3 protein-coding genes are annotated in these 3,498 nt (G+C 71.2%); all 3 read left to right on the top strand.

All coding sequences use genetic code 11. The annotated features are described in order from the left end of the window. Window positions 1–1,134 (top strand): thiamine ABC transporter substrate-binding protein (locus ACOADB_RS20705; protein ID WP_378602882.1); only part of this gene is annotated, 1,134 nt, incomplete at its 5' end. Then, the gene (locus ACOADB_RS20710; protein ID WP_378602885.1) at window positions 1,131–2,780 is read left to right on the top strand and encodes an ABC transporter permease; all 1,650 of its coding nucleotides are present in this window, start codon (window positions 1,131–1,133) and stop codon (window positions 2,778–2,780) included. The genes ACOADB_RS20705 and ACOADB_RS20710, both read left to right, overlap by 4 nt. After that, a partial coding sequence (locus ACOADB_RS20715) for an ABC transporter ATP-binding protein (RefSeq protein WP_378602966.1) occupies window positions 2,780–3,498 on the top strand: 719 nt, incomplete at its 3' end. The genes ACOADB_RS20710 and ACOADB_RS20715, both read left to right, overlap by 1 nt.

Consider the following 3,498-nt stretch of genomic DNA (forward strand, 5'->3'; position numbering starts at 1 on the left):
GCCGCAGACCCTCTGAACCTGCTCCGGTTAAGACCGGCGAAGGGAGTCATCTTCATCATGCGTGCACGCATCCACTCCAACGGCCACCTCATCGGCATCGCGGCGGTGGCCCTGCTGGCCTCCGGTTGCTCCCTCGTCAGCAGTGAGAACGACGGCGAGCCCGAAGCCACGGACAAGACCGTCACCCTGGTTGCCCACGAGTCCTTCGCCCTGCCCGACGAGCTCGTCGCTGCGTTCGAGAAGGAGTCCGGCTACACCCTCGAGATCAGCAAGCTCGAGGACGCCGGTGCGCTCACCAACCAGCTCGTCCTCACCAAGGACGACCCGGTCGGCGACGTCGTGTTCGGTGTCGACAACTCCTTCGCCACGCGCGCGGTCGACGAGGGCGTCTTCGCGTCGTACGCGCCAAAGCTGCCTGCGGGCGCCGGGAAGTTCGAGCTCGAGGGCGACGACGACGATGCGCTGACGCCGATCGACAACGGCAACGTCTGCGTCAACGTCGACGACGCGTGGTTCAGGAAGCAGGGCATCCCTGCCCCGACCAGTCTCGCGGACCTGACCGAGCCGGCCTACAAGGACCTGTTCGTGATCCCCGGCGCCAGCACCAGCTCGCCCGGCCTGGCCTTCCTGCTCGCCACCATCGAGGAGTACGGCGACGAGTGGCCCACCTACTGGGAGGACCTGGTCGCCAACGGCGCCAAGGTCGTCAAGGGTTGGTCGGACGCGTACTTCACGGACTTCACCTTCTCCGGCGGCGACCGCCCGATCGTCGTGTCCTACGACTCCTCGCCTGCCTTCACGCTGAACAAGGCCGGCACGAAGTCGACGACCAGTGCGCTCCTCGACAACTGCTTCGAGCAGGTCGAGTACGCCGGCGTCCTCCGGGGCGACGAGGACCACGAGACCAACGTGGCCGGTGCCGAGGCGGTCATCGATTGGCTCCTGAGCCCGGAGGTGCAGGCCGCACTCGCGCCCTCGATGTATGTCTTCCCGGTCGCCGACGGCGTCGAGCTGCCCGCCGAGTGGGCGACGTTCGCGAAGCGCCCCCAGGGCACCGAGCAGGTCGCTCCGGCCGACATCGCCAGCGAGCGCAAGGCCTGGCTGGAGGAGTGGACCGAGATCATCTCGCGATGAGCGGTGCCGCCGGGGTGGGCAGGAAGGTCGCGTTCGCGGCCCTTGCTGCCGTCCCGGTGGCGGTCTTCGCGGTCTTCTTCGTGCTGCCCGTCGGCGCGATGCTCGAGCGTGGCCTGTGGCCCGAGGACCGCTTCGATCCCGGAGCCGTGGTCGACGTGCTCACGCGGCCCCGGACGGGGCGGGTGCTCTGGTTCACGGTCTGGACGAGCACCGTCGCGACGGCGACCGCGGTGCTGCTCGGCGTCCCTTGCGCGTACGTCCTGCACCGGTTGCGGTTCCGCGGTCGCGGGCTGGTGCGCGCGGCCCTGCTGGTGCCGTTCGTGCTCCCGACGGTGGTCGTCGGTCTCGCCGTCCGTGAGCTCATCTCGTCGTCCGGTCCGCTCGGCTTCCTCGGCCTCGACGGCAGCCCGGTGGCGATCCTGATCGGCCTGGTGTTCTTCAACGTCGCGGTCGTGATCCGCACGGTCGGCGTGGCCTGGGAGGGCCTCGACCGGCGCCCGGGGGAGGCCGCGGCCGCACTGGGCGCTGCGCCGTGGCAGGTCTTCCGCACCGTCACCTTCCCGGCGCTGCGCCCGGCGATCGTGTCCGCCGCCAGCGTCGTGTTCCTGTTCTGCGCGACCGCGTTCGGTGTGGTCCTGGTGCTCGGCGGGGTGCGGTACTCCTCGGTCGAGACCGAGATCTACCTGCTCACCGCCGACCTGCTCGACCTGCCCGCAGCGGCGGCCCTGTCGCTGGTGCAGATGGTCGCGGTCGTCGTGCTCCTGGTCGTGGTGGGACGCCTGCGTGCCGTCCCCGACCCGACGGTACGACGATCCGTGGCTGCCCCTGCGCGACCGCAGGGTCGTGACATTCCAGCGGTCGTGGTCACCGTGCTGACCTTGCTGGCGGTGTCGCTGCCGATCCTGACGCTCGTCGTCGCGTCCTTCCGGAGCGACGGTGCCTGGACCCTCGACTCCTACCGCGCCCTCGAGGGATCGGGCGACGGACTGCTCCAGGTGTCGGTCACCGACGCCCTGGTCGCGTCGTTGCGGATCGCGGTCGACGCGACCTGGATGTCCCTGTCCCTGGGCCTGATCGTTGCGTTCGTGGTGACCCGGCGGACCCGCACGCGCGCCGGACGCCGGGCGCGCACGGTCCTGGACGGTTTCTTCATGCTGCCGCTCGGGGTGTCCGCGGTGACCCTGGGCTTCGGATTCCTGATCGCCCTCGACGAGCCGCCGCTGGACCTGCGGTCCAGTCCGCTGCTGGTGCCGATCGCCCAGGCGCTGGTCGCCCTGCCGCTCGTGGTGCGCACCCTCGTCCCTGTCCTGGCCGGCATCGACGACCGCCAGCGCCAGGCAGCGGCGTCGCTCGGGGCGTCGCCGTTGCGGGCGATCCGCACCGTCGACCTGGCAGTGGTGTGGCGTCCCCTGCTCGCCGCCGCGGGCTTCGCTTTCGCGGTGTCGCTGGGGGAGTTCGGCGCGACCTCGTTCATCGTGCGTCCAGCCGAGCCCACGCTGCCGGTGGCGATCTACCGGCTGCTCAGCCATCCCGGTGCCCTCAACTACGGCACCGCCATGGCAGCCTCGGTCGTCCTGGCCGCGGTGACCGCGGCCGTCATCCTTGTCGTCGAGCGGCTGCGTGTGCCGGGAACGGGGGCGTGGTGATGCTCGACCTCAAGGGCGTGACCGTCACCTTCGACGGCACCCGTGCCGTCGATGCCGTCGACCTCTCCGTCGCCGATGGCGACGTGCTGGCGGTGCTCGGCCCGTCGGGATGCGGCAAGTCGACGTTGCTGCGCGCGGTCGCCGGCCTCGAACCTCTCGCAGGCGGGTCCATCGCGTGGGAGGGCCAGGACCTCGCCGACACCCCGACCCACCGCCGTGGCTTCGCCCTGATGTTCCAGGACGGCCAGCTCTTCGACCACCTCACCGTGGCCCGCAACGTCGGCTACGCCCAGCGCCTGCGCGGTCTCCCGCGCCACGAGGTGCGGGCCGAGGTCGACGAGCTCCTCACCCTCGTCGGCCTGGAGGGCTACGGCGACCGGTTGCCCCGCACGCTGTCGGGAGGCGAGCGGCAGCGAGTCGCCCTGGCCCGTTCGCTGGCGGCCCGACCGCGCCTGCTGCTGCTCGACGAGCCGCTCAGTGCCCTCGACGCCGGCCTGCGCGGCCGGCTGGCCACCGACCTGCGCCGGATCCTCACCGCGTCCGGAACCACCGCACTGATGGTCACCCACGACCAGGCCGAGGCCTTCGCGGTGGCCGACCGGCTGGCCGTGATGCGCGACGGCCGGATCGTGCAGGAGGGCGCCACGACCGAGGTGTGGGGCGCACCGGTCGACGGCGACACCGCCCTGTTCCTCGGGTACTCCCGGGTGCTGGAGGG

Origin of the sequence: Nocardioides sp. CPCC 206348, from assembly GCF_048654705.1 — a bacterium.
Taxonomy (GTDB): Bacteria; Actinomycetota; Actinomycetes; order Propionibacteriales; family Nocardioidaceae; genus Nocardioides.

What these genes read in the sequence shown, in the direction of transcription:
- ACOADB_RS20710 (WP_378602885.1), top strand. Translation starts at nt 1,131, where the DNA reads ATGAGCGGTGCCGCCGGGGTGGGCAGGAAGGTCGCGTTCGCGGCCCTT.